Genomic DNA, 22,608 nt, shown 5'->3' on the forward strand with positions numbered 1-22,608 from the left:
AATAAATTCAATTTATGTCGTCTAAATAGACGAGGGAAAGAAAGTTATGATGATTCGATCTCTACAAGATTCAGGTGCTTACGAGAGAAGCCGTAAAGGTCTCGCTGGAGCGGGATTCGATTGGAGGGAAAAAGTTCGTTCTTCTGAACCGAACTCTAAGACCTTCGCGGATTATTTGGAAGAATCTTTCCAAGGGGACTTGGTCCAGGATGGAAATTGGTTCTCTGAAACACTTTCTGAGCTGAGTAAGAAGAACCTGAGAAAAATTTAAACTTGGCTGAGCGCTGGGACTCAGGCCTGGATCCTAGATCCCGTATCTTTCATGATGCAGACAATCTGGAGGACTGGGAGCTGATTGCCGTTCTTTTGGGCAAAGGTAGCAGGGGCCTTCCTGTCGAAGATCTCAGCCGAGATATTCTAAAAAAGTCCCAAGGATTGGGAGGACTTCTCTCATCCAATATTCCTAGAAATTTTCATATCAACGGTTTGGGTAAGGCAAAGGTCAGTACCTTATTGGCCGCCTTAGAACTAGCCAAACGACTCAAATACAAATCGATCCGAATGACGGGTTATAACCCGACTACACTTGCTTCTTATCTGCAGGGTTTATTCTCCCCTTTAAAAAGAGAATGTTTTGTTTTAGCTACTATCTCTCCTGCAGGAGATCTTTTAAGAGTAGAGATAGTTTCCAAGGGTAGTTTAGAAGAAGTGGGAGTGCTTCCCAGAGATTTGGTCCGGATCATACTGAATGACGAGGCCTCCCGAGCAATACTTGCCCATAATCATCCTGGTATGATCTGTTTTCCAAGCCAAGAAGATTGGGAAGTCTATACCAACTTAAAGGATATACTCGGTAATTTGGATATAGAGCTTTTGGACCATTGGATTTTTGGAATTGACGGGATCTTTTCCTGCAAACAATCTACTCGACTAGAAGAGAACTGATCTATTTCTCCTCTTAAATTCCAATCCTAGGTTATAGAGTGACCTCTTTCGTTTTTTTGCGTAATCTCAGAATTTTATCAGTTCTTGTCAGAAGGGATTATGCATTGCAGTACGCAGGCTCCGCATTGGGTTTAACCTGGATGTTCCTACAAAACGTAAGTCTTATCCTGATCTATACGATCGTATTTTATTTTATCGGTATCAGATCCCAGGGGGAAAATTCCATAGAATATTTTTCTAATGTACTTAGCGGACTTTTGTTCTGGATACCTCTGCAAGAATATTTGATCAGAGGTACAGGGATTCTTACTGACAATAGGCAGTTGATCAAAAGATCCCCTCTTGGTCCTGAAATTTTTCTTTGGATCCCATTTGTTCAGTTTTTGTTACATTGGCTCGTAACTTCTATTCCAATCTTTATCTTTTTGGCTTGGGCTGGCAAACTTGGGTTTTGGAGTTTACCTCTTTCTTTTTTATCCATGTTCTGCACCGGATTATTTCTGGCCTGTCTCCAAAGTTATTTGGCTCGTGTGAATATTATTCTCCGAGATATTTCTCCTTTGGTGAGATTATTGACCCAGTTTTTATTTTGGGGACTTCCTATTCTTTACGAATCCAAAGGTATTTTAGGAAAACTGAATGTGTTCAATCCATTCTTCTTTCCTTTAGAAATTTTTAGATCTGCTTTATTAGTTGGATATACTCCGCAAGCAGGGGTTTGGGAATTTCTTCCATTTTTTGGGATTTTCATAGGGATCTTTCTTTTAAGTCGTACTAAATTAAATCAGATAGTGTTGGATCACCTTTGATTAAGATAGAGAATATTTCAAAGACCTACCAAGGTTATAGTAAACCCTGGAATAGACTTTTAAGCGCCATCACATTCGGTTATTTTGGCCTGGATGTAAAATACAAGGCGCTAGATGGAATTTCTTTTTCCGCGGAGAAGGGAGAAGTCATCGGCATCATCGGCCGCAACGGTGCCGGAAAATCCACTCTACTTAAGTTGCTTACCGGAGTTTCCAAAGTGGATTCCGGTAAATTAGAGAAGAAGGGAACTGTCCGTTCTATCTTAGAATTGGGTGTTGGTTTCAATCCGGAACTTTCTGGAGAAGAAAACTTATACTATAACGGTTTGGTTTGGGGATTAGATCCGGAAGAATTGATCAAATCTTCTGAGGAAATTTTTCATTTTTCCGGGCTGTCTGAATTTCGTAAAAGCCCTTTAAAAAATTATTCTTCCGGAATGACGATGAGATTGGGATTTGCACTCGCGACTGCAAAACGTCCTGATATCTTGATTGTGGACGAGGCTTTGGCTGTAGGTGACGCAAGCTTCCAGCAGAAAAGTTTAAACAGGTTCCGCAAGTTTTCGGAAGAAGGAACTCTTACTTTAATTGTAAGTCATGACTTGGAACTTTTAAAATCTGTCTGCACTAGACTTATTGTTTTAGAAAAAGGAAAGCTGGTATTCGATGGGGATCCGATAGACGGCTTTAGACAATATATGCAGATTATCGCATCTTCTTCTTTGGATGGAAACACTAAGATACAAGATAAGGATTCTTTGGTAGAATCTTTGGATGTAGAGATCCAATACGCGGGCAAATCTAATCCTTCTATCCTCCCTGTTGGCGCCGAAGTTTTATTAAGAGTAAGCGCATCTTTTCGTTCTTCTTTAGAAGATCTAACCGTTGGTTTTCATATAGATGATCATCGAGGGATACGAGTTTTCGGAACGAATACATTCCATATTGGTGGTCGCCAAAAAGATCTAAAACCAAAGGAGCCCGTTCGAATAGATTTTCGTTTTCCGATGAATCTTTCTCCCGGGAAATATTCCTTGGGGATCGCATTACATTCTGGTGAAAGCCATGCAGAAGGTTCCTATCTTTGGAAGGATGGGGTGATTCAATTCGAGCTGGAAAGATTGGATGTCCCAAAATTTGAAGGCGCCGCTTGGATCCCGGTCAAAGTCGAGGCGAAAAAAGGGAATTTTTCCGGATAAATTCCTTCCCAGCCTCCTCTTTGAAAGGATTCTGGTTTTCGTATGAAAGTTTGCGTAATTGGAAGCGGCTATGTGGGCCTTGTTGCTGGAGCTTGCTTCGCTGAATATGGAAATCATGTGATCTGCGTGGATAAGGACTCTAAAAAAATAGAGGACTTGAAAAAAGGAATCATACCTATTTATGAACCTGGTCTATCCGAATTGGTTTTGAATAACCATAAGGAAAATCGACTTGGTTTCAGCACTTCCATCCAAGAAGGAGTAGAAGGCTCAGAAATCATTTTTATCGCTGTTGGAACTCCAACATCCGAAGACGGATCTGCGGATCTAAGCGCAGTATTTGCAGTCGCTGAACAGATAGGAAAATCAATCAACGGTTACAAAGTGATCGTGGATAAGTCCACTGTTCCCGTAGGAACTGCTGCTAAAGTAAAAGAAATTGTTTCCAAAAACACCAAACACGAATTCGACGTGGTATCCAATCCAGAGTTCTTGAAAGAAGGCGCTGCTATCGACGACTTCATGAAACCTGAAAGAGTTGTGATTGGTGCGGACAGTGAAAGAGCTGGATCGCTTGTTGCTCAGCTTTATGCCCCATTCGTATTGAACGGAAACCCAATCATTAAAATGGGAACTGTTTCTGCGGAGCTAACGAAATACGCATGTAACGCATTCTTAGCTACTAAGATCTCTTTTGCAAACGAGATCGCTAACTTATGCGAAACCGTAGGCGCGGATTATGAAGATGTAAGAAAAGGAATGGGAACTGATTCCAGGATCGGCCGCCAATTCTTATATGCTGGTATCGGTTACGGTGGATCTTGTTTTCCTAAGGACGTTCGTGCATTGATCCGTACTTCTGAAAATTTTTCTTCTTCTCTTCGTATTATTAGAGAAGTAGAAAGAGTGAACGAAGACCAAAAAGTCCGTTTATATACTAAGATAGAGGACTTTTTCGGAAAAGGTCAGATCAAAGGAAAAACTCTAGCAGTTTGGGGACTCGCATTCAAGCCGGGCACAGACGATATGAGAGAAGCTCCTTCTATTCCTCTATTACTAAAATTGCATGAAGAAGGCGCTAAGATAAAGGCATTTGATCCTGTATCTAAAGAAACTTCTGAATACTATTTTAAAGATAAGATAGAATATGCTAAAGATGCGTATGACGCGTTAGAAGGTGCAGATGCACTCCTTCTTCTTACCGAATGGAGAGAATTCAGAGAACCTGATTTTTCCAGAATTAAAAAGTTAATGAAAGGTCATGTGATCTTTGACGGTAGAAACCAATATCGACCGGACCATATGAAAAAAGAAGGATTCAAATACTTCTCTATTGGTAAACAATCGGTTTAATCAGAGCCGATTTAATAAGTCCTGGATCTCTTTCTTTTCCTCCGGATCAGAGCTGAGCTCCAGGGCTTTTTTTAGATCTTCTTTCGCTTCCGTTTTTTGGCCGAGAGAAGAATAAGCCCCCCCTCTATAATACAAAGCAGCTTTGGAATGTCCCGTTGGGAACTTATCCAAATATAAAGAAAACGTTTTAATAGCTTTCTCCCAGTTTTTTAGTTCTGTAAAACTAAGTCCCAGATTGAATAAAGCCTTATGTTTGTTTTCAGGCATCCTGAGATCTTCGGAAGCGAATGATTTGTAAAAGTAGTCTGCTGCTTTTTTGTATTCTTTTGCTTCGAAGTAATATTCTCCCACTTTTAAAAGAAGAAGATTATTATCGGGATCTTTTTCCAAGTCTGCAAGTAGGCTAACTTCTTTGTCTCTTTTTGAATATGCCGATCTTAATGTTTTGATGACCATTTTATGATCTGGCATCCCAGCGATCTTCTCTGTCAGACTTCCGTTCTTATCTAAAAATAGAAGAGTTGGGTAACCAGTTACATCATACTTTTTCTTTAAGTTAGGAAATCTGTCCCCGTCCAAAGAAAGAAGTACGAACTTGGATAGTTCTTGTTTCACTTCTTTTTTAGGATAAATTTCCTTTTTGAGGGTCTTGCAGTATCCGCACCAATCTGCGTATACATCTATAAAGATGGGTTTTCCTTCCTTCTTCGCCTTATTAAAAGCGGTCTCAACGGAAGTCTCCCAAACCTCTGCACTCATCTCGGATGAGAGCAAAAGGCAAATCAATAGAAGGATGGATTGGATTTTTGAAAAAGGGCGCATTGGTCTCATCTCTTCGACCTTTTTTTCTCTGTTTCGTTTTTAAGGAAACGCAGAAATACGGAATTTTTTGTTTACCGTCAAGAACCGGTCCGGATATTCGAAGTATCTCCGGTGGTAACGATGGACTTCCTGCTTCAGTTAGAGCAAATCCTTAAAAAAAGAAAAGAAGAACTTCCCGAAAAATCCTATACTGCGGACCTCTTCCGAGGTGGCGTGGATCGTATCCTTAAAAAAGTAGGGGAAGAAGCTGGAGAAGTGATTATCGCGGCAAAAAATGCGGATAAAAAAGAACTCACTCACGAATCCGCGGACTTACTATTTCATTTACAGGTTCTTCTTGTGGAAAGAGGACTTTCTCTTTCCGACATAGTAGAAGAACTTAAAAAAAGACACTCTTAATAATCAGTTCAGACTTGGAGTTTTGTCCCGCATTCAGGGCAAAACTTTGCTCCGAAAATTTCTATTTTAAATCCACAGTTATGACAGAACTTTCCACCCAACTGAGGTTTGGCGGAAGTTTCCGTTTTGGATAGAGTTGTAACGCCTTGACTAATCTTCTTATCTTGCTCTTCTAATTCTTTTACTAAACCTGAGGAGATAGATTTGAATTCTGTTTCGGTCAATTTTCCTGTATCGAATTCAATTTTCAGATCTTTCAGGTTATCCAGAAGAACATCCCTTCTATCAAACAGCTCAGAACTTTTAGGATCAGTTTCGTACGGTATATGTTTTGCAAACATACTCACGTAAACGAACGGCGCCGCAACGATTGCGACTAAAACTATATAAAAGAAAATTAATAGAAAATCCATTATTTCTGTTTTTCCTCTATTTCAGAGATGTATTTATCAAAAGAAGAATGATTTTCGGATTCGGTAGCGATTGCTGCTTTAGGAGCAGTCCTTCTTTTTAAATATAAATAGATGAGAAGCATCCCGAATGCAGCAGCCGCCGCGATACTAAAATCGATCCAAGAAGAATCGGGTTTTGCCAGAATATCCGGACCAAAACCCATGATGACTCCTTGAGCCATTCCTTGGTTTCCAGTTTCAATAAACTTTGCGATGATAGGATCTGAAACAATATCTTGGCCAAAACCATGAACCATTTTGTCCACGATCAAATCTGCAGATTCTCCTGCTCTAATTCTGTTCTCTATGAAAAGTTTGAGTTTCGCAGAAACTGTACAATTATTGAAAGAACAACTTTTGATCGCTATAGAAGGGATACAAATACATCGGATCCTTTCGGTCACATTATGGAATGTGCGGATTTGTTCTTGGTCGGTCAGATTTGTAAAAGTAGAATCAGCATTTATCGCACTTGCCCATATGAAAAATCCAAAAAGAGAAATTAGTATTTTCTTATATAGTTTAGAAGAGACTAAAACTTTCATTTTTTATCTTCTCCTATAGGCAATAGGATCAAAAGTCCGGATAAGAAGAACATCAAAGATCCTGCCCAAATAAATTTCACCATTGGATTGACCCAGACTTCTAAATTCGCTACGATCTGGTTCGGGAATTTCAGATATTTTGCAGCCTTGATCGCAGGATCTCTTGTAAAGAAGAAGTCCAAAAACATGCCAGGAAGATCCGGATTTTCATCCGAAAGATCCGCATGTTCTATCGCTCCCAATTGGATATAAAGATCTTCTTTAGGGGTAGAAGAGATAGAAGGTTCGCTAGTAGGAATATGAGTTTCGAAGTCTCCGCTTAAATGAGAGATCTGAGGATAGTATCTTCTCTCTGTCACCATCGTATCAAAATCTTTTAGCTGTTTTTTGACTTCGAATGTCGCTTCATGAGAAACGATTACGTTTCTATGATTGAGTCCTGCTTCAGGATCTCCATTTACGATCGGTTTGATCTTTAGAGTAGTAGCGCCTATTGTATAATCACCCAAAATCGCAGTGTCATCACTTGTATAGATAAGCTCATTCGTAGGGGAAAATCTTAAAAAATAGAAAAACTTTACGGAAGTGTTTTGTTTAAATGCGTTTCCTGCAAGACCGATAAACAAAATTACCATGGAGAGGTGAACTAAATATCCGCCGTATCTTCTTTTGTTTTTAAGAAGCATTCTGAATCCGGCCTGGAAATAGTTTTCGCCATGAATAGCGGACCTTCTCGCCTTAATGCCGTTATGATATTCTTGTACAATCCCGGCAATAGTGAAGATCCCAAGTCCTACTGTAAGAACACTATAAACTTCTCCGAGCACATCGCCTAAGCTATAATCACTGATCGAAAAATTGCGAGTGTAATATAGGATATAGATCCCTGCTCCAATAAATCCAGCGATCAGAGGTTTTAATAATGTGGTGAAGAAGATTTGATCGGCGCCTTTTCTCCACGCGAGCAATGGAGCGGCTCCCATGAGTAAAATGAGAAGAATTCCAGCAGGAACCCCCCAGGAATTGAACCAAGGAGCCTTATATTCTACACCCGATAATAAAGGAGAGAATACTCCTAATAGAATGGAAAGAGTCGCTATCACTAAAAGGAAATTGTTAAGTAAAAAACTTCCTTCCTTGGAAGTGATTGCTTCTAAGTTTCTCTCCGGTTTGAGTTTGTCTTTTCTATATATTAGAATTCCAAGATAGAAGAAGAAACTTGCTCCTATAAAAACTATAAATGGAGTTCCAATACTTGATTTGGAGAAAGAGTGTGGTCCTTCTAAAACTCCGCTTCGAGTGATCCAAGTTCCGAGTAAGCAGAAATGGAATGCTAATATGATCAAAAGCATATTCCAAAACTTTAACATTCCTCTTCTTTCTTGAATGATCATTGAATGTAAGAATGCTGTTGATAAAAGCCAAGGCATCAAGCTTGCGTTTTCAACCGGATCCCATGCCCAATAACCGCCCCATCCTAATTCTTCGTAAGCCCATTTGGAACCTAAAAGTATTCCTGTTCCTAAGAAAAACCAAGAGAAGATGCTCCATCTTCTTACAAATCTAAACCAGTTCTCTGATAGTTGTCCTGTGATCAATGCAGAAGAAGCAATTGCGAATGGGATCGCAAAACTTACATAACCTATATATAAGATCGGAGGGTGAATGATCATCGCCCAGTGTTGTAAGAGTGGATTTAATCCTCTACCTGCGACTGCTGCCGGTTGAAATTCACGGAAAGGTTGTGCATCTGGAAAGAAGATTGCTAAAAAGGAGAAGAAGCAGGTGATCACTGCCAAAGAAAGATGCATTACCGGAATTCTTTCATTCAATAGATCTTTTGTTTGCCAAAGGACTATGAATGTAAATCCGGAGAGAAGTAAATTCCAGAATAGAAGTGAACCGGAAGATCCGGACCAAACAGAAGTCATCTTGTAGAATAATGGAAGATGTTCACTGGAATGCATCGCAACATAATAGTTGGATAGATCCGTTCTCATAAGTTGGACAACCAACACTATGAATGCCAGTAGAACGACCGCAAAATTGGACATTAAAGTATAACGGCCTAATTCTAAAGCTCTGGAATCGTTTTTAAAAATTCCGTAACTAGTTTGAATAATGGAAAATAATAGGATGGAGAAGGAGGATATGAGACAAACTGCGCCTAAATCATTCATTGTTCTTCTTCTTTATAACCTGCTTCGTATTTGGACGCACATTTCGCTTCTACCTTATCGGCAACTAGGACTCCATTTTTCCAAACTCCATCCACCCTTGCTCTTGCACCTTCTTTAAATGCGTCAGGCAGTAGTGTGGCTCCTGTAAAAAATACAGGAACTTCTTTTTCGTTTAGTTGGAGGACAAACTTGGCAGTTTTTCCTTCTCGGATAAGAGAACCTAATTTTACGAATCCTCTTACTCTTAATAGATCATCTGCTTCGTATTTTGTGGTATTCGCAGCTAAATCAGAAGCATCCAATAATGTGTAAGAAGTTTCTTTAGAAGAGAAGAATGCAATTGTTCCTAAGGAAAGTGCGATGATACTCGCAAGCACGGTAAATTTCACGTTCATGTGTGTTTTAATTCCAGTCCTTAGACCAAGGATATCGGATACGGAGGGGAAGAAAAGTGGAAATACTCTCTCTAAACCCGTAAACGAATAGGCCAATTCTCTCTTTCCAGGCGATGCTTGTATTCTCTAGACTTTGGGAAGAAGGTATAAAATCGTCTATGGTTAGAATTTTGACCCTGGACCTATAGTCTGTTGGCCAAGGATGGATCTTGATCCCAGCATTTGCAAATACCAACAAAGATCTTTCCATATGAAATGCAGAAGTGATGAGTATTGCAGACTTCCATTTGTTTTTGCGGAAAAGTTCTGCCGTTTTTTCCGCATTCTCTTTTGTATTCCTGCTTTCAGTCTCCAGAAAAACGGCCTTAGTAGGAACTCCTAAAGATTGAAAAAATTGGAGAGCAAAGTCTGATTCTTTTCTGGTTTGAAAGAATAAATTCCCAGAACCTCCAGTGAAAACAATACGAGGCGCTTTTCTTTTTTGAAATAATCGTACAGCATCAGTCATTCTTTCTGCAGCAGAAGTCAACTGAACCTGTTGTTCATATAATGCAAGGTTGTCTACGGCCCCGCCCAAAACTAAAATTGCATCCGAGTTTTCCAAAGTTTCCTCACGAATAGGAGGATGTTTTTCTTCTAAACTTCGAACTAACCATTGGGAAAAACTATCAGTAGAAGCTACCCAGATAATGAGCGTAGGAACTAAAACCCAAACCTTATGTTTGAATTTAGGAAGTCTGAAGGCAAAAAATACCAACAGAAGTAAGGAAGCAGGTAAGGGAAATAAGAATGCCCCCGCAAGTTTGGAGGCTGCAAAAAAGATCGTATCCATTTTTACTCTAGGAGTTTTCCGCCTACAGCCCAGTTCTCTCTGGAAACTTCGTCGATCACGATATATGTAGATTCAGGAGGTCTTGCGGCAACTTTTGCAAGAGTTTCTGAGAATTCTTTAGATATCTGTTGTTTTTGCTCTTTGGTAAGAGGTCCTGCGACTTTTAAATTGATATAAGGCATATTTTCCGGCTTTAAAGTGTAATTGGAACGACTCAATGGTTTATTTCGAACGGGTATTACGCAACGGATTTTTTTCTAAAAATGGCAGGTTCGTTCAAGCCGAAACCTGAGGTCCGGGTTATACTGGATCTGAAATTGTGAGGAGTTTTACCCATGAAATTCGCTAAGGAAATGGCCTTCTATTCTGCGTACCACCAAGAAAAAAGAAACGTGTGGATCCACGTGTTAGGAGTTCCTACCATCACCTTCACCTTATTTTTGGTGCTTAATAGATTAGAATTAGTTAATGTTTTTGGTTATACCATAACCGCTGCTACCGTATTTGGGATCGTAGTACTTGCTTACTACTTCACCTTGGATTTTATTTTCGCAGCTGCGACTACCTTGGTGTTTGGATCTTTAATGTTTCTGGCTCAATACATCACTTTGTCTTTGACTGCTACTACTGCATGGAGTATCTTTGCGGTTGCTCAGTTGGTAGGTTGGGGAGCTCAATTCTACGGACATTTTATCTTTGAAAAAAGCCGTCCTGCGTTATTCGACAACTTATTCCAAGCGGTCGTATCTGCTCCTATTTTCGTAATTGCAGATGTGTTCTTCGAATTGGGGCTTAGAAAAGATGTGCAAGAAGCAGTTCGTCAAGAATTAGCAGCACAAGGCAAACTCAAAAACTTCAGCACTGCTCATTAACATTCTCTCTTGCTTCAGGCAAACGCCCGCGGTTCAAGCGGGCGATTTTCTTTTTATAATATTAAATTTCTATTAAACGCAAAAATGGACTGCAACATTCGTGTTTGCACCTAAAAACTTAGAAGGTTGTACTCCGAACATTCTTTTAAAAGTCCGGCTTAAATGTGCTTGGTCTGCAAAACCTGCGGCATGAGAAGCCTCAGTTAGATTTCCACCTTCTTTCAAAAGTTTCGCTGCTTCATGAAGCCTTAACCAAAGTTGGTATTGTCTTACAGGTAAACCCATCTGCAATTTGAAAACATGCATAAATCTTGTTTCTGAAAATCCCGCTTCTTTTGCTAATTCTGGGACAGAGATAGAACCAGGAAGCGCGGATTTCATTCTGAGAGTTGCTGATAAAACTCTAGGATCTAAAGAAACTCTGGAAGGTTTTTCTGTTCCAACGCAGGCAAGAATATCTTCGAATAATTCCTTAGCAGTCTGGCAGTTTATATTTTCATGAAATAGATTTTTGCATCTGGAAAGGACTGGTTCTAAATTTTCAAAAGGTATCTCTGAAATTCCCTTTCTTCCGAACCTGGCAGCAACGGAAGCGTAGTCGATACCATAAGGATCTATTTGTAAAACGATCAAATCTGAATTTTCTGCAGAAAGAGTATGATAGGTATTTGGAGCCAAAACCACTGCTTGGAACTCCAGCACATTACCCGACTCCTCGATTACTTTGAACTTAGAAGTTAAAGAGATTAAAATGGAAACTGCATAGTGAGAGTGGGGATCTGTTGTCAGTCCTTTCTGGGCCAAGAATACCCTGGCTCCAAAATAGAATAATGTTCCTACTTGAGACTCTTCCATTTCCAGAATACAGGATTATAATTTTTGAATGATTCTTTCCAGGGTTTTTTCAGGGCGTTCAAACGGAAAAAAATGCGAAATATCATCCCATAACTCTAAGCTCGAGTTGGAATTTCCCTTGATAATCCTTCTGGCAGCAGAAGGAGAACACACCTCATATTTCCTCGGGATCGTGATATGAGTTTCTGTCTTGATCCTTCTATATTGTAATAAACTTACGAAACTTACTGAGTTGAAAATTTTTGCTTCTAATTCAGGAGGACAACATAAGGCCCATTTATCTCCTTCTTTCTTAAAACAAGAATTCAAATAATCTTCGAAAACCTCGTCAGACCAATTCGCAAATGTAGGGGTCTTTCTGAATGCTTTTTTGACAAGTGTTAGGTCTTTAAATTCTCTTCTTCTTTTGATAGCACCTTTTGCTAAAGGAGTATCAAAGGCTAAGGCAAGAAGAAGGTAGGCAAAGTTTAGGATCACAGGATCCATTGCGAAAATTTTACGGAACAAATCGGGTCTTTGGTATGAGGAAAGTAGAATGCTTGCTCCTCCTAAAGAATGTCCAATACCCACAACATTTTTCAAATCTTCTGTTTCAATCAGAGCTAAAATTTGATCTCTAAAGAAAAACCAATCCTTCCATTCTAAGTTTGGTTCCGATTGACCATGACCACAAAAATCTAAGGCAATGACTCTATGAGTCTCAGAAAGTTTTTTGATAAAGAACGAATAACAACCCGCAGAAAACCCATTAGCATGAGCGATCAAGATTGGATCAGAAGATTTATTACCTGCATCTATATAAGAAAGTTTGATCCCACGGAAGTTAAATGTTTTTCTATCCATTCAAGATTTGCCCTTGCTATTTCTTTCCCTTTGCTTTCGATGGACAGGAATTCGGAGTTTCGGCCGAGTCCCAAAAGAGGGATAATACACTCTTCCTAAGGGGAGATTACAAGAAAACAATAATCGAATTCTTGAGAGAGATAGATGAAATTAACGGTGATAATCATTTTCGTAGTCGCATTATTCTTCAATGCCTTAGCAAATATTTTGATCAAGGCAAGTTCTTTAGGAGATAAAACAAATACGGCTACTGGAATAGAAGGATTGATCAAAGCATTTTTACATCCAGTGTTCTTTGCAGGACTTGCTTCTTTCGGGATCGCGTTATTAGGTTATAGATGGGTATTAGGTAATGGATTAAAATTATCTTTAGCTTATCCACTCTTCACATCTGCAGGATTTATCATAGTATTAGTAGCTTCTGCTATATTTTTTAAAGAAGAACTAAATTGGACACAATGGACGGGCATAGGTTTGATACTTGCTGGAGTATGGTTGACCTCTGCAGAAATGTTCGTCTAATTCATAAAGTTAATAAATAATAAACCGAATAGAGTAGTGATCTCGAATTTAATCTGTGGCTGAGATCGTTACTTCTGGAGTCTAATTACAAGAGGATAGTCGCTACGCTCCTGAAGCCCGGGTAGCCGGACTATAAGCTAAAAATTCAAACCGGTCCAAGCTTAAAGTTTTTCAACTTTATAGGATGGTATGAGTTTTATGAAGACCACCTTTCTAGTATCTTTACTATTTCTAACCTATTGTTCCAGTTTCGAAACTTCTACAAATATCCAAACAGACCATAAAAGTCCTATCGGATATTATGAAGGAGATCCACTTCCCCCCAAAACTGCTTTCTTAACATTCGATGACGGACCTTCCGATTGGACTGGCGACGTATTGGATGTGCTCAAAAAGGAAAAAGTAAGAGCTACATTTTTTGTATGCGGCGCTTGGTTACCTAAGGTTAGTACAGGAGGAAACAGTTTTAGAAAATACAAAACAGTTTTGATCCGAATGAAAGAAGAAGGTCATACGATCGGGAATCATACACTGGGCCATCAAAACTTCGCATACATGTCTCCGAAAAGAATCGAAAGCCAATTGGAAGAGAACCAAAAATTATACCAAAACGAACTGGGAGAATATTCTGGAAAATTAATATGGATCCGACCTCCTTTCGGCTCTCCTTATATCAGAACTAAGAACGAAACAGTGCGGAAAAGAGTAAGTTCCGCACTTCTTGGAAAAGGTTTGGTATTCATGTGGACCAAAGAATTCGATTCCACAGATTCTAAAGAATGGGTAAAAGGAGAATGGTATGAAAAAGGACCAAGGATCAATCCGGACAATGAAAAGTTCAGAAAGAAAATGGATCGGATCTACAACTCATTAGTATATAAAACAGAGGGACAAGGAGTTGTGATCTTATTCCACGATACACATCCTACTACTAAAGAAGTCTTACCATATATCATAGAAAAATTGAAAGCAGAAGGATATACTTTTGCTACAGCAGAAGATTATACAAGATGGCGTTGGGGAAAAACCAGCGAAGAGTTGAGCGAAGAAGTTTCAGATTGAACGCCGTTTTTTAAAAACAAAAAACACTTTTCTTCCCACATTCTGGATCTAAACAGGTCCGAAGTTTATATTCAGGAAATTATAAAAATGAACAAAGGTCCACTTTCAGGAGTTAAGGTAGTAGATTTAAGCTTATTATTACCTGGTCCTTTATGCTCCATGTATTTGGGAGATATGGGAGCTGAGATCATCAAGGTAGAAAATCCGAGAGCAATGGATGCAACCAGAGTGATGTTCAAAAAAGCAAATGGTGCTCCTTCTTTATATCTGATGTTGAACAGAAATAAAAAAGCGATCACACTCAATCTCAAAAGAGAAAAATCAAAAGAGATCTTATTCAAATTATTAGAAGATGCTGATATATTATTAGAAGGATTTCGCCCTGACGGGCTTTCCAAGATGGGTCTGGGTTATGATGACTTAAAAGAAAAATTTCCAAGGCTGATCTATTGTGGTATTTATGGTTATGGAGATTCCGGGGCTTATAAGGATTTTGCAGGGCACGATTTAAATTATCTTTCTCTCTCTGGAGTATTAGACCAAACGGGAAAAAACCCTCAGGCTCCAGGATTCCAATTGGCAGATATAGGAGGAGGAACGTTAACCGCACTCTCTTCTATCTTGGCCGCATTGTATTATAGAGAAAAGACTGGCCGCGGACAAAAGATTGCTATCTCCATGATGGAGGCTTCTCTTCAATTTATCTCCTTATACGGAGGGATATACTCCGCTACAGGAAAAAATCCGGAAGGTGGAAATGAATTATTATCTGGAAAGCTTCCTAATTATTCTACTTACAAAACCAAAGAAGGACGTTGGGTTGCATTAGGAGCCTTGGAAGAAATGTTTTTCAAAACATTCTTAAGACAATCCGGGCTAGACTCACATTTGGAAAAAGTTCCGATTGCAGAGACACATTTTGGAGAATGGAAAAAGATCCTGACTGAATACTTCTCCTCTAAAACCCTTGCTGACCTTGAGCCTATATTCCAAAATCCTGATTCATGTCTTACCCCTGTTAAAACTCTGGATGAGGTTTCTAAAGATCCAGTATTAAAGGAGAAGGGGATGATCCTGGATCGTACCCATAAACAATACGGGGATTATATACAATTCGGTTCTCCTTTTCCTTTTTCAGAAAGCAAGGTGACCTATAGAACAGATCCACCTGATCATGGAGAGCATAATCAGGAGATCTTAAAATCCTTAGGTTATTCTGAATCTGAGATCGAAGAATTGAAAAAAGATAAAGTAATTTAATCAAAAGACAGTGGACTTTAAAATTCTTTTCGAACTATCTTAATTATATAAGGTCTATCTCTCGTGAAAATCAAAAGAATCATTTTTTTATTTATCTCTTTCGGGATACTATCCGCTTGCGCAGTTACTTCCAATCGCTCCGTTCTGGTAAATAAAGGAACTCCGGTAGATATCCGAGATATAAATTCTTCTGACAAAGGGCCGATCGTTCTTAAAAAAATTATCGCTGCGGATTGGTTGGCAGACCGTGAGGGTTTGATCAATTTAAAGGATCAAAAGGCCGTTGCTGCGGGATTACAATCTGGTAAGGAATCGATCCAAATTTATTTTTATGTAATAGATCATCCTAAGTTCGGCAGATATGTAATAGATACCGGACTTGGAGATATATTTCGCAAAGATAAAAAAGAATGGCCCGTTTCAAGCATAGTCGCTTCTCAGATGAATCTAGGCGAGATGAAGATCCATACTACGAGTAAGGAATGGCTGCAAAAAGAGTCAAAAAAAGTAGAAGGTATCTTCATTACTCATTTGCATTTAGATCATATTTTGGGCACTCGAGATTTTCCAGTAGGAACCACGGTGTATACTGGACAGAACGAACCGGGAGATTCTCGTTTTCTGCATCTTTTTGTACAAGGAAGTACGGATTCGTTACTCGGGCATGATACTATCCTTTCCGAATTAAACTTCTTGGGAAAAGACAGTGCTCCAATTAAATTTTTAGATTTCTTTGGCGATCAATCTTTTTATATAGTTTCCGTTCCGGGGCACACAGAAGGTAGCATTGCATTTTTGATAAAATCTACTAATGGAGTCCAACTAGTTACAGGGGATACTTGTCATACTAGCTGGGGTTGGCTTAATAACGTTACTCCAGGAGTTTATACCAAGGATTTGGAAAGGAATAAAATGAGTCTCGATTTGTTGCAGAGTGTAGCGACTAAGTTTCCAAAAATTATTATCCATCCAGGTCACCAAAGTATTCCTACACCTGCTAAATAGATTCTTACTTGCGATACTCGAGATGAGTTGGAGTGCACTGAGGCAAAACGAAACGCGCTTCTAAATAAGCTAATGCTAGTAGGTAAATACCTTCAAGCAATAGAGCTGCGGTTCCGATATAGGTGGCTTCTTCCTGTAGTCTCCATGCTTGGGTAAAACATTGCAAACCCCAAAGTGAATTTGCTATAATCAATATGAGAACAAACACACGATTCAGAATTCCTTTTCTAAACTGTAATAGAAGAATTCCGGAATAGGAACCGTATATCAAATTCGCAAAACCTTCTATTCGAGTGAAACTTTCGCTCCAGCCAGTTAGGTTTGAAAGAAGGGAATAGAAAAGTAGGACGAATATTCCTACGATTAACGCGCCGGAAGAATCGAGTGTAAGAAAAAATCGAGCTTGTTTCATTTATAAAATAGTAATAGTACAAACATTAAAACTTGTATCGTAATTAGTGAAGATATAGATTCGAAAATCCATAACTTCAGATGTTTACCTTTCCAAATTACATCTATAGAACTGGATGTAAATATAAATCCGAACCATAGAATGAAAGCAATGGATTGGCCATGAGCTTTGTTTTGTAAGCTCATATATTGTAAAATCAATGAGATAGAAAATGCTGTGGCCAGAAAAACGCAGAAGTTCAAAAATATTCGGACCCCAAGATTTTTCTTCTCCTCTTGTGTAGGAAGATTCAGAAATTTTGAAAGGCCGAAGTAAAGTGGGCCGCTAAAAAGAAATGCACAAATAAATCCAGCTATTCCTGAAACGATTGGTGCTACTACACTTTGTATCATGAGGTTTCTCCTGATTAAAACAATTGAGGCAAATATTTATCCAACTTTGCTTTCTAATGTAAACAAATTTTGGAATCCAAATTCCATACCGGCCCCCACCCAAAGTAGGGTGGGGCACCCTTTTACAACAAAATCCCACTGCGACAGCAATGAGCGCTCGGTCCGAACGTTTGCCCAATATCCCTTAAAGGGCGCCTTCTTTGCTGTTTTTGAATTATGTAGTTAGTATAAAATTGTAGTAACTACAATTTTATACTTGATATTGTTTTCTCCCTGGCCACAATCAATATAGATCTCGGTCAGAGGAGCAAATTCGAATGGGATTACGTGAGGCAAAGAAGGCTAAAACTCGGAAGCTTATTTCAGATATTGCTCGTGATCTATTTATAGAAAAAGGCTACGATACGGTGACTATTATTGAAATCGCCGAAAAAGCAGAAGTTGCTGTTACTACACTTTTCAATTATTTTCCGACCAAAGAGTCTCTCATTTTCGATCTTGAGGATGAGATAGATGCGGATATTTTAAAGGCGATTAAAGAACGAAAGAAGGGCCAATCCATTCTGGATGCTCTTTATCAGTATTTTTTCTCGAGCAAGTTATTCAATCCACCAGATAAAAAGACCTTCTCCGGATTTGGGAAACTTATCAGATCTTCTCCTGAACTTACTTCTTATCTTCGTGGGTTATGGGCTCGTTATGAAAATTCTTTGGCTAAAGAAATCCAAAATGATTCCGGTGTGAATAAGATGGAAGCTGAATGTATTGCTAAGTTGATCTTAGAAGGTGTGAGTTTTGCGTGTAATTCACCTTCGCCAAAGGATGTATTAAATCTCACGTTTAAAGTTTTGAAGAATGGGTGGAATAAATGAAACAAGACCAACCACACGATGTTATTATTTCCGGAGCGGGTCCTGTCGGACTTTTTTTGGCCTGTGAACTTGCATTAGCAAAATGCAAAGTTCTTATATTGGAAAAAGCAGAGAGTCCTCAGTCTCCATTCAAACAACTCCCTTTTGGAGTACGCGGACTTTCTACTCCTAGTATTGAGGCTCTTTATCGGAGAGGATTATTAGAAGAACTTGAAATACATAAACGTCTTAAAAATCCTCATGCAAATACTATTCAACAAGGGCCGCGTCGTCAGGTAGGGCATTTTGCAGGTATTCCATTTCATGAAGGTAATATTGATACTTCAAAATGGAAACATCGGTTAGAAAGTTCTACTGAAACAAATTTGATCTCTGAAATGCAAGAGATGGAAACTATACTGACTCGCCGTGCAGAAGCGCTTGGTGTAGAGATAAAGAGAGGTCTTCCATTGACTTCTTTTCATCAAACGAATGAAGGAGTGACTGTTCAATCTGGCAATCAATCTTTCCAAGGCCAATGGCTTGTAGGTTGCGATGGAGCTCGAAGTGTTGTTCGTAAATCCGGAGGTTTTGAATTTGCAGGTACTGATCCTGAGTTTACTGGCTATTCTACCAAAGTTGATATAGTCGATCCGGAGAAGCTGAGTACAGGAAGAAATATAACTGAAAGAGGGATGTATTTACAATCACAGCCAGGCTTTATCGTGCTTCAGGATTTTGATTCTGGAGAATTTCATAGTTCGGAAAAACCAATTACCTTGGAACATGTGCAGGATGTCCTACGCCGTATCTCAAACACGGATGTGACTATCAGCGCACTTCATTTCGCAACTACTTGGACTGACAGAGCAAGACAGGCCACAAGCTATCGAAATGGAAGGGTACTTTTAGCGGGAGATGCAGCTCATATTCATTCTCCTTTAGGAGGGCAAGGACTTAACCTTGGTTTGGGGGATGCTATGAATCTTGGGTGGAAACTTGCTGCAACCATTCATAATAAGGCGCCAGAAGATTTATTGGACACTTATTTTAGGGAAAGACATCCGATTGGTGCGCAGGTTTTAGATTGGTCACGAGCTCAGGTTATGATCATGAAGCCAAATCCACAGGCTCAGGCTTTGAACTCAATTATGCGAGATCTTATGGAAACTCGTGACGCTGCTACTTATATGGCTGCAAGAGTTTGGGGAATTTTCACACATTATGATTTGGGTGATTCTCATCCTCTAGTGGGTTATAGTGTTCCGAACTTTGAGCTTGAGGATGGTAGAAGGATCGGTGAATATATGCTGGATGGCCAAGGAATACTTCTCGATTTTGAATCAAAAACTTCTCTTAAAACCTTGGCAAATGAGTATGGAGATAGGATAAAATATGTTTCCGGTCGGGCGAAAGAGCAGTTGGCCTTGAGTGCAGCGCTGATCCGTCCAGATGGAATTATCGCCTGGGCTTCCGATAACGAACCTGACGAACAATCTTTTAGACAATCTGCTTCTAAATGGTTTACTCAATTTATTTCTTGAAATTAGAAGTAGAAAACATTAACAGAACGAACGTTCTGTTTTTTATATGCATTCCTATCGCCAAAATCTAGGAAAATAACGAGATTTCCAAGAATTCTGTCCCATTAGGGCTAAAATGAACGTTTAATCAGCCATGTTTTTCTTGATTGAATCGACCCCGGCGAAAAATTAGGACTAGAAACTCTCGTAAGAAGGGAAAAGAATGTATCAGGAACTGACTGAGCAACAGATCGAGATTAGAGACACGATTCGTGCTTTCGTTAAGAAAGAAATCACGCATGAAGTTGCTATCCACTGGGACGAAGAAAACAAACATCCAGAAGAACTTATCAATAGAATGAGAACTGAGCTAGGAGTCAACGGACTCACTATCCCCGAAGAATACGGTGGATGGGGTCTTGGTTCCGTAGAGCAGTGCTTAGTTACCGAAGAACTTTCCAGAGGATGTCTCGGTATCAGCCTTTGTTTCGGATATACCGGTCTTGGTATCCTTCCGATCATGAAAGGTGCAAGCCACGAACAAAAGAAAAAATGGCTCCAACCAGTTATTGACGGAGAATACGGAGTTTCTTTCTGTCTTTCCGAGCCTGGTGCAGGTTCAGACGTTCCTGGTATGAGCACTACTGCAGTTAAAAAAGGTGACAAATGGGTCATCAACGGAACTAAACAGTGGATCACCGGTGGTGGTAGCGCAGGAGCTTATACAGTTTTTGCTTATACTGATAAAGGCCGTGGAACTCGTGGAGTTTCTTGCTTCTACGTAAAACGTGATACCCCAGGTTTGATCGTTGGTAAAAAAGAAGATAAACTTGGTATTCGTGCATCTGACACTCGTCAGATCATTTTCGAAGATTGTGCAGTTGAAGAAGCTACAATGATCGGAAAAGAAAACCTTGGATTCATCTATGCTCTTCAAACTCTGAACGCATCTCGTCCATACGTTGCTGCTATGGGAGTGGGTGTTGCTCAAGCTGCTTTAGATCACGCATCTAAATACGCTCGTCAAAGAGAGCAGTTCGGTTCTAAAATTTCCAGCTTCCAAGCTGTTCAGCACATGCTTGCGGATATGTCTATCGGAGTAGAAACTGCACGTCAGATTTGTTATCTTTCTGCTCGTATGTCTGATGCTGAGGATCCTCGTCTTCCGAAATATTCCGCAATCGCGAAAGCTTATTGTTCAGAAACTGCAATGAAAGCAGCTACTGACGCGGTTCAAATTTTCGGCGGATACGGTTACACTAAAGAGTATCCTGTTGAAAAACTGATGAGAGACGCGAAAATCCTTTGTATCTTCGAAGGAACTACTCAAATTCAGAAAAACGAGATCGCAGCTTATGTGATCCGTGAAGCAGCTTCCGCAAAATAAGAATTTTCTAATATTGCAAAGCTTTAAGAAGGCGTCGGTTTCCGGCGCCTTTTTTATTTTCTCTTAGCTCTGATCCTGCTTAAAGATACTGGTGTGATGCCCAGATAAGAAGCGATATGATATTGAGGAATAAGTTCTTCTATATCGGGTCTGGATTTTAAAAGCAGATCGTATCTTTCTTCTGCGCTTAAAGCCAAGAGTTCATATTCTCTTCTTGCTTTTTTTAAGAATAAGTTTTCGGCAAAAATCCTGCCCAATCTTTCCCATGCGATGTCTTGTGAGAATAGTTTTCTGAATTCTGAAAACTTTGCGACCGCAAGTTCACAATCAGTGATAGCTCTGATATTACAGGTAGAAGGTTGTTCTGTAAGTAGATCGAAATAAGATCCTGTAAAGTCTCCCGGAAAATTGAAACTTTTGATGTACTCATTTCCTTGGTCAGTGAGATAATATTCTCTCAAAACTCCTGAGAATACGAATGCAAATTCTGTGGGCTTGGCTCCTTGTTTAATTAGAAAATCTCCGTATTCTAATTTGCGGATCGTATATAGTTGTTCTGATTTTTTCCAGACTTCTTTTGGGATGGGGGAGACCTGGTTCACGGTTTGGTAAATTTTATCCCAAGGATGATCTTTTTGATCCATACAATTCCCGTTAACGGATTTCTAAAGAAAGTCCGCAAACGGAAATTTTACAAATCTAATTATTGGAGAAATCCAAAAACATTTAGATAGAATCCAAAAAGGGAAGGGTAACCTTTAGAAACTCACGAGGATTTTCTGCGAAAGGTACATGCCCTGTCTTCAGATATGCCAGTTTAGAGCCTTTGACTTTTTCGTGAAGTCTAAGCGCGAGTTTTGGATCTATAACAGGATCATATTCTCCCCATACGATCAATGTGGGCGCCTGGATCTGAGAGACTTTTTCTCTTAGATCATGTCTTTCATCCAAGAAACTTTTCCAAATAGAAGCGTTCACTTCCTTTGCGCCTTCTACATCTTCTCTTTCTTTGATCCTTGTCAGAATGGATTCTGTGTATTTGTTTCTGATCTTTATATAATGATTCGGGAAAAAATTCCAAACGAGTCCAGTAAACCAAACCTTAGATTTTAATCCTGCAAAACTTTTAGTGATCCAGTCCGGATTATTTAAGCCGCCTGAGTCTACGATCACGAGACCTTTTACAAGATTCGGCTTTTTCAGGGCGAGATTCATGGAAGCGAATCCCCCAAGTGAGTTTCCGATAAAGATCCCGCCTTCTGGAGCAAGTTGCGCAACAAGATCCGGTAATATTTCTGCATATTCAACTGCAGAAGCTGAGGTCGCAGGTTGCGGATTTTCAGATAATCCATGGCCTGGCCAATCCAGAGAAATGACTTTATATTTTTCTGATAAACTTGGAAGAATGGATTCAAAATCATTATGATCATGGCCGGCAGAATGGAGTAGGAAAATCGGCTTTCCTTTTCCTTCTATCCAATAAGCTATCTTTCCTAACTTAGAAGTATAATATCCGCTTGGTAATTTTGGCGATATAGTTCTGTTTTCTAAAACTGTTTCCATCTTCTCTCCTCCGCTGCAATGAATGAGTAACAAACCAAATAATAGGCTTGTTGTTAGTATTCGTTTCATGCTTGGATCTTCTCTTAAAGACGAGGCGAAGTCAAGAAAGGAGAAGAAGAACTGCGGATAA

General features: G+C 39.5%; 27 protein-coding genes. 14 read left to right on the plus strand and 13 right to left on the minus strand.

What is annotated here, in order from left to right:
- Positions 1-46: 46 nt before the first annotated feature.
- Genes CH362_RS10800 through CH362_RS10820 form a run of 5 tightly spaced genes read left to right on the plus strand, consistent with a single transcriptional unit; the run spans position 47 to position 4,306 of the window.
- Positions 47-271, plus strand: a complete 225-nt coding sequence (locus CH362_RS10800) for an LIC12298 family protein (protein WP_086446075.1) — start codon at positions 47-49, stop codon at positions 269-271.
- Positions 272-273: 2 nt separating this feature from the next.
- Positions 274-945 carry a JAB domain-containing protein gene (locus CH362_RS10805; RefSeq protein WP_100710365.1) on the plus strand — a complete coding sequence of 224 codons (672 nt, stop codon included), beginning with the start codon at positions 274-276 and terminating at the stop codon, positions 943-945.
- A 38-nt stretch (positions 946-983) separates the two neighbouring features.
- Positions 984-1,754: an ABC transporter permease gene (locus CH362_RS10810; RefSeq protein ID WP_100710366.1), complete on the plus strand. Its 771-nt coding sequence runs from the start codon at positions 984-986 to the stop codon at positions 1,752-1,754.
- Positions 1,751-2,953: an ABC transporter ATP-binding protein gene (locus CH362_RS10815; RefSeq protein WP_100710367.1), complete on the plus strand. Its 1,203-nt coding sequence runs from the start codon at positions 1,751-1,753 to the stop codon at positions 2,951-2,953. Before CH362_RS10810 ends, CH362_RS10815 begins: the two co-directional genes overlap by 4 nt.
- A 42-nt stretch (positions 2,954-2,995) precedes the next feature.
- Positions 2,996-4,306, plus strand: a complete 1,311-nt coding sequence (locus tag CH362_RS10820; RefSeq protein WP_100710368.1) for a UDP-glucose dehydrogenase family protein — start codon at positions 2,996-2,998, stop codon at positions 4,304-4,306.
- On the opposite strand, the gene CH362_RS10825 is transcribed toward CH362_RS10820, so the two are convergent.
- Positions 4,307-5,128 (minus strand): tetratricopeptide repeat protein, encoded by an 822-nt coding sequence (locus CH362_RS10825; protein ID WP_100710369.1) that lies wholly within the window; start codon positions 5,126-5,128, stop codon positions 4,307-4,309. It lies immediately after the preceding gene.
- A 120-nt stretch (positions 5,129-5,248) separates the two neighbouring features.
- On the opposite strand from CH362_RS10825, the gene hisE reads away from it, so the two are divergent.
- Positions 5,249-5,527, plus strand: coding sequence for a phosphoribosyl-ATP diphosphatase (gene hisE, locus CH362_RS10830; protein WP_008593771.1), 279 nt, complete (start codon positions 5,249-5,251; stop codon positions 5,525-5,527).
- Positions 5,528-5,535: 8 nt separating this feature from the next.
- On the opposite strand, the gene CH362_RS10835 is transcribed toward hisE, so the two are convergent.
- The 6 genes from CH362_RS10835 to CH362_RS10860 are packed head-to-tail and all read right to left on the minus strand — an operon-like array spanning position 5,536 to position 10,113.
- Entirely contained in the window at positions 5,536-5,940 is a 405-nt protein-coding gene (locus tag CH362_RS10835) for a zinc ribbon domain-containing protein (protein WP_100710370.1), read from the minus strand.
- On the minus strand, positions 5,940-6,524 hold the full coding sequence (locus tag CH362_RS10840; RefSeq protein WP_100710371.1) for a cytochrome c-type biogenesis protein CcmH: 585 nt from the start codon (positions 6,522-6,524) through the stop codon (positions 5,940-5,942). Before CH362_RS10840 ends, CH362_RS10835 begins: the two co-directional genes overlap by 1 nt.
- A complete protein-coding gene (locus CH362_RS10845) occupies positions 6,521-8,704 on the minus strand; it encodes a heme lyase CcmF/NrfE family subunit (protein ID WP_100710372.1) in 2,184 nt (727 codons plus the stop codon). Before CH362_RS10845 ends, CH362_RS10840 begins: the two co-directional genes overlap by 4 nt.
- Positions 8,701-9,099 (minus strand): cytochrome c maturation protein CcmE domain-containing protein, encoded by a 399-nt coding sequence (locus CH362_RS10850; RefSeq protein ID WP_086446084.1) that lies wholly within the window; start codon positions 9,097-9,099, stop codon positions 8,701-8,703. Before CH362_RS10850 ends, CH362_RS10845 begins: the two co-directional genes overlap by 4 nt.
- A gap of 7 nt (positions 9,100-9,106) precedes the next feature.
- Complete coding sequence (locus tag CH362_RS10855; protein WP_100710373.1) at positions 9,107-9,931, minus strand: YdcF family protein; 825 nt, start codon at positions 9,929-9,931, stop codon at positions 9,107-9,109.
- A 2-nt stretch (positions 9,932-9,933) separates the two neighbouring features.
- Positions 9,934-10,113, minus strand: a complete 180-nt coding sequence (locus CH362_RS10860) for a tautomerase family protein (protein WP_100710374.1) — start codon at positions 10,111-10,113, stop codon at positions 9,934-9,936.
- Between the two features lie 153 nt (positions 10,114-10,266).
- Between CH362_RS10860 and CH362_RS10865 the strand changes: the two genes are divergently transcribed.
- Positions 10,267-10,803, plus strand: coding sequence for an Mpo1 family 2-hydroxy fatty acid dioxygenase (locus tag CH362_RS10865; RefSeq protein ID WP_100710375.1), 537 nt, complete (start codon positions 10,267-10,269; stop codon positions 10,801-10,803).
- A 72-nt stretch (positions 10,804-10,875) separates the two neighbouring features.
- On the opposite strand, the gene CH362_RS10870 is transcribed toward CH362_RS10865, so the two are convergent.
- Together CH362_RS10870 and CH362_RS10875 are read right to left on the minus strand one after the other, a co-directional pair.
- Positions 10,876-11,658 carry a helix-turn-helix domain-containing protein gene (locus CH362_RS10870; protein ID WP_100710376.1) on the minus strand — a complete coding sequence of 261 codons (783 nt, stop codon included), beginning with the start codon at positions 11,656-11,658 and terminating at the stop codon, positions 10,876-10,878.
- 15 nt (positions 11,659-11,673) lie between these two features.
- Positions 11,674-12,501, minus strand: a complete 828-nt coding sequence (locus CH362_RS10875) for an alpha/beta fold hydrolase (RefSeq protein WP_100710377.1) — start codon at positions 12,499-12,501, stop codon at positions 11,674-11,676.
- A gap of 144 nt (positions 12,502-12,645) precedes the next feature.
- On the opposite strand from CH362_RS10875, the gene CH362_RS10880 reads away from it, so the two are divergent.
- The 4 genes from CH362_RS10880 (at position 12,646) to CH362_RS10895 (ending at position 16,350) form a co-directional block, all read left to right on the plus strand.
- A complete protein-coding gene (locus CH362_RS10880) occupies positions 12,646-13,023 on the plus strand; it encodes an SMR family transporter (RefSeq protein WP_100710378.1) in 378 nt (125 codons plus the stop codon).
- 198 nt (positions 13,024-13,221) lie between these two features.
- On the plus strand, positions 13,222-14,085 hold the full coding sequence (locus tag CH362_RS10885) for a polysaccharide deacetylase family protein (protein WP_100710379.1): 864 nt from the start codon (positions 13,222-13,224) through the stop codon (positions 14,083-14,085).
- Between the two features lie 87 nt (positions 14,086-14,172).
- The gene (locus CH362_RS10890; RefSeq protein WP_100710380.1) at positions 14,173-15,345 is read left to right on the plus strand and encodes a CaiB/BaiF CoA transferase family protein; all 1,173 of its coding nucleotides are present in this window, start codon (positions 14,173-14,175) and stop codon (positions 15,343-15,345) included.
- Between the two features lie 63 nt (positions 15,346-15,408).
- Positions 15,409-16,350 carry an MBL fold metallo-hydrolase gene (locus tag CH362_RS10895; protein ID WP_100710381.1) on the plus strand — a complete coding sequence of 314 codons (942 nt, stop codon included), beginning with the start codon at positions 15,409-15,411 and terminating at the stop codon, positions 16,348-16,350.
- Between the two features lie 4 nt (positions 16,351-16,354).
- Here the strand turns inward: CH362_RS10895 and CH362_RS10900 are convergent, their stop codons facing one another.
- Together CH362_RS10900 and CH362_RS10905 are read right to left on the minus strand one after the other, a co-directional pair.
- Positions 16,355-16,762 carry a hypothetical protein gene (locus tag CH362_RS10900; protein ID WP_100710382.1) on the minus strand — a complete coding sequence of 136 codons (408 nt, stop codon included), beginning with the start codon at positions 16,760-16,762 and terminating at the stop codon, positions 16,355-16,357.
- Positions 16,759-17,154, minus strand: a complete 396-nt coding sequence (locus tag CH362_RS10905; protein ID WP_100710383.1) for a DUF1761 family protein — start codon at positions 17,152-17,154, stop codon at positions 16,759-16,761. Before CH362_RS10905 ends, CH362_RS10900 begins: the two co-directional genes overlap by 4 nt.
- Before the next feature lie 317 nt (positions 17,155-17,471).
- Here CH362_RS10905 and CH362_RS10910 point away from each other — a divergent pair, with 317 nt between their 5' ends.
- From CH362_RS10910 to CH362_RS10920, 3 genes are all read left to right on the plus strand, one after another.
- Positions 17,472-18,026, plus strand: coding sequence for a TetR/AcrR family transcriptional regulator (locus tag CH362_RS10910; protein ID WP_100710384.1), 555 nt, complete (start codon positions 17,472-17,474; stop codon positions 18,024-18,026).
- Positions 18,023-19,549, plus strand: coding sequence for an FAD-dependent monooxygenase (locus tag CH362_RS10915; RefSeq protein ID WP_100710385.1), 1,527 nt, complete (start codon positions 18,023-18,025; stop codon positions 19,547-19,549). Before CH362_RS10910 ends, CH362_RS10915 begins: the two co-directional genes overlap by 4 nt.
- Before the next feature lie 202 nt (positions 19,550-19,751).
- On the plus strand, positions 19,752-20,915 hold the full coding sequence (locus CH362_RS10920; RefSeq protein WP_100710386.1) for an acyl-CoA dehydrogenase family protein: 1,164 nt from the start codon (positions 19,752-19,754) through the stop codon (positions 20,913-20,915).
- A gap of 53 nt (positions 20,916-20,968) precedes the next feature.
- Here the strand turns inward: CH362_RS10920 and CH362_RS10925 are convergent, their stop codons facing one another.
- Together CH362_RS10925 and CH362_RS10930 are read right to left on the minus strand one after the other, a co-directional pair.
- Positions 20,969-21,559, minus strand: a complete 591-nt coding sequence (locus CH362_RS10925; RefSeq protein WP_100710387.1) for a Crp/Fnr family transcriptional regulator — start codon at positions 21,557-21,559, stop codon at positions 20,969-20,971.
- A gap of 82 nt (positions 21,560-21,641) precedes the next feature.
- On the minus strand, positions 21,642-22,478 hold the full coding sequence (locus CH362_RS10930) for an alpha/beta fold hydrolase (protein WP_100710388.1): 837 nt from the start codon (positions 22,476-22,478) through the stop codon (positions 21,642-21,644).
- Between the last annotated feature and the right edge of the window lie 130 nt (positions 22,479-22,608).

The sequence above is a fragment of the Leptospira saintgironsiae genome, from assembly GCF_002811765.1.
Taxonomy (GTDB): domain Bacteria; phylum Spirochaetota; class Leptospiria; order Leptospirales; family Leptospiraceae; genus Leptospira_B; species Leptospira_B saintgironsiae.

Bases quoted from the DNA above. Each gene is read 5' to 3' on its own strand.
- CH362_RS10840 (WP_100710371.1), bottom strand. From the start codon at position 6,524: ATGAAAGTTTTAGTCTCTTCTAAACTATATAAGAAAATACTAATTTCT.
- CH362_RS10855 (WP_100710373.1), bottom strand. From the start codon at position 9,931: ATGGATACGATCTTTTTTGCAGCCTCCAAACTTGCGGGGGCATTCTTA.
- CH362_RS10880 (WP_100710378.1), top strand. From the start codon at position 12,646: ATGAAATTAACGGTGATAATCATTTTCGTAGTCGCATTATTCTTCAAT.
- CH362_RS10930 (WP_100710388.1), bottom strand. From the start codon at position 22,478: ATGGAAACAGTTTTAGAAAACAGAACTATATCGCCAAAATTACCAAGC.
- CH362_RS10905 (WP_100710383.1), bottom strand. From the start codon at position 17,154: ATGATACAAAGTGTAGTAGCACCAATCGTTTCAGGAATAGCTGGATTT.
- CH362_RS10925 (WP_100710387.1), bottom strand. From the start codon at position 21,559: ATGGATCAAAAAGATCATCCTTGGGATAAAATTTACCAAACCGTGAAC.
- hisE (WP_008593771.1), top strand. From the start codon at position 5,249: ATGGACTTCCTGCTTCAGTTAGAGCAAATCCTTAAAAAAAGAAAAGAA.
- CH362_RS10900 (WP_100710382.1), bottom strand. From the start codon at position 16,762: ATGAAACAAGCTCGATTTTTTCTTACACTCGATTCTTCCGGCGCGTTA.
- CH362_RS10845 (WP_100710372.1), bottom strand. From the start codon at position 8,704: ATGAATGATTTAGGCGCAGTTTGTCTCATATCCTCCTTCTCCATCCTA.
- CH362_RS10915 (WP_100710385.1), top strand. From the start codon at position 18,023: ATGAAACAAGACCAACCACACGATGTTATTATTTCCGGAGCGGGTCCT.
- CH362_RS10885 (WP_100710379.1), top strand. From the start codon at position 13,222: ATGAAGACCACCTTTCTAGTATCTTTACTATTTCTAACCTATTGTTCC.
- CH362_RS10800 (WP_086446075.1), top strand. From the start codon at position 47: ATGATGATTCGATCTCTACAAGATTCAGGTGCTTACGAGAGAAGCCGT.
- CH362_RS10870 (WP_100710376.1), bottom strand. From the start codon at position 11,658: ATGGAAGAGTCTCAAGTAGGAACATTATTCTATTTTGGAGCCAGGGTA.
- CH362_RS10825 (WP_100710369.1), bottom strand. From the start codon at position 5,128: ATGCGCCCTTTTTCAAAAATCCAATCCATCCTTCTATTGATTTGCCTT.
- CH362_RS10850 (WP_086446084.1), bottom strand. From the start codon at position 9,099: ATGAACGTGAAATTTACCGTGCTTGCGAGTATCATCGCACTTTCCTTA.
- CH362_RS10920 (WP_100710386.1), top strand. From the start codon at position 19,752: ATGTATCAGGAACTGACTGAGCAACAGATCGAGATTAGAGACACGATT.
- CH362_RS10890 (WP_100710380.1), top strand. From the start codon at position 14,173: ATGAACAAAGGTCCACTTTCAGGAGTTAAGGTAGTAGATTTAAGCTTA.
- CH362_RS10820 (WP_100710368.1), top strand. From the start codon at position 2,996: ATGAAAGTTTGCGTAATTGGAAGCGGCTATGTGGGCCTTGTTGCTGGA.
- CH362_RS10835 (WP_100710370.1), bottom strand. From the start codon at position 5,940: ATGGATTTTCTATTAATTTTCTTTTATATAGTTTTAGTCGCAATCGTT.
- CH362_RS10865 (WP_100710375.1), top strand. From the start codon at position 10,267: ATGAAATTCGCTAAGGAAATGGCCTTCTATTCTGCGTACCACCAAGAA.
- CH362_RS10875 (WP_100710377.1), bottom strand. From the start codon at position 12,501: ATGGATAGAAAAACATTTAACTTCCGTGGGATCAAACTTTCTTATATA.
- CH362_RS10860 (WP_100710374.1), bottom strand. From the start codon at position 10,113: ATGCCTTATATCAATTTAAAAGTCGCAGGACCTCTTACCAAAGAGCAA.
- CH362_RS10910 (WP_100710384.1), top strand. From the start codon at position 17,472: ATGGGATTACGTGAGGCAAAGAAGGCTAAAACTCGGAAGCTTATTTCA.